Here is a 1,118-nt window from a genome sequence, read left to right on the forward strand (position 1 = left end):
CAGCGGGCCGGCGGCGGGGACGCCGCCGAGGCTGCTGCGCTCCAGACAGCGGGCCAGCGGCGCCAGCGACGGGTGCTGCTCGCCCAGGCGGTGCCAGCACAGCTCCGGCGGTGCGCCCAGGGCCAGTTCGGCCCCGATCGCCGCCAGCCGGGGCCCCAGCGGCGCCCCCACACTTCGACCCACCGCCGACACGGCCTCCGAGGGGAGCGCCGCCGAGCCGAGGCAGGCCGCCAACAGCTCGGCGCCCAGCGGGAGCTGCCTGGTCAGCAGCTCCTCCTCGCGGGCCGCCCTGCGATCGGCCGGCGAGCGCACCCGGGCCGACCAGCGATGGACGCCCACCGCGAGCAGCACCCCGACGGCCAGCCCGCGGCCGCCACCGAGCAGCACCGCCGCCGTGATCCCGGCGACGCCCGCCACCAACAGCCGTCGGCGACGCTCAACCACCAAGGCAGCAGCCCTGGTTCGCCTTCCGATCCCCTCTCCACCCCGGGTCCGGACGAATACCCGTCGGCGTCTCGCCCGGCCGCGCACCGACGCCCACCCCGCAGCAACCACGCCTGCCGTGAGGGCGAAAGCCGCCCACTCGATGCCCCGCATCACCTCGCCCCCGCTTCCACCCCGAGCGCCCGTGCGCGCACCCGCGACAGCCCGCGGCTCCGCTCGCCCGGCCGAAGAACGGGCCCCGCACGACCTGAGGCCGCACACCGCCCACCCCGCCCAGCCGGCGCCTCCAGCGCGCCGTGGGCCGCCGCCCGGACGATGCGTGCCGTCCAGAGCACGCCCAGCCCTTCCAGGACCGCCCCCGCCACGAGGCAGCCCAGCCCGGCCGGGGTGTGCAGCAGGACCTCCAGCGGGTGCGCCCCGAGCGCCGCACCGAGAAGCAGCCCGACGCCCGGCAGCGCGGCCAGGACGGCGATCGTCGCGCGCGGTCCTGCCAGTTCCCCGGCGATCTCCTCCGCGAGCGCCCGCTCGCCGCGCAGCGCCTCCGCGACCCGGTCCAGCGCATCGGCCGACCCCGATCCGCTGCCCTCGGCCACCCGCCAGCAGGCCGCGACGGCCGCGGCCCCACTGCCGCCCGGAAGTTCGGCCAGCAGGTGCAGCGCGGCGGGTACGTCCCC

The 1,118-nt window shown here is 78.6% G+C and carries 1 protein-coding gene and 1 pseudogene; both read right to left on the reverse strand.

Translation table 11 applies throughout. The features are described 5' to 3' along the window. Positions 1 to 444 (reverse strand): annotated as a pseudogene (locus AE652_RS38730) (type II secretion protein F); the annotation flags it as partial. Between the two features lie 152 nt (positions 445 to 596). Next, positions 597 to 1,118 (reverse strand): type II secretion system F family protein (locus AE652_RS38735; protein WP_369808371.1); only part of this gene is annotated, 522 nt, incomplete at its 5' end.

Origin of the sequence: Kitasatospora sp. MY 5-36, from assembly GCF_001182915.1 — a bacterium.
Classification (GTDB): Bacteria; Actinomycetota; Actinomycetes; order Streptomycetales; family Streptomycetaceae; genus Kitasatospora.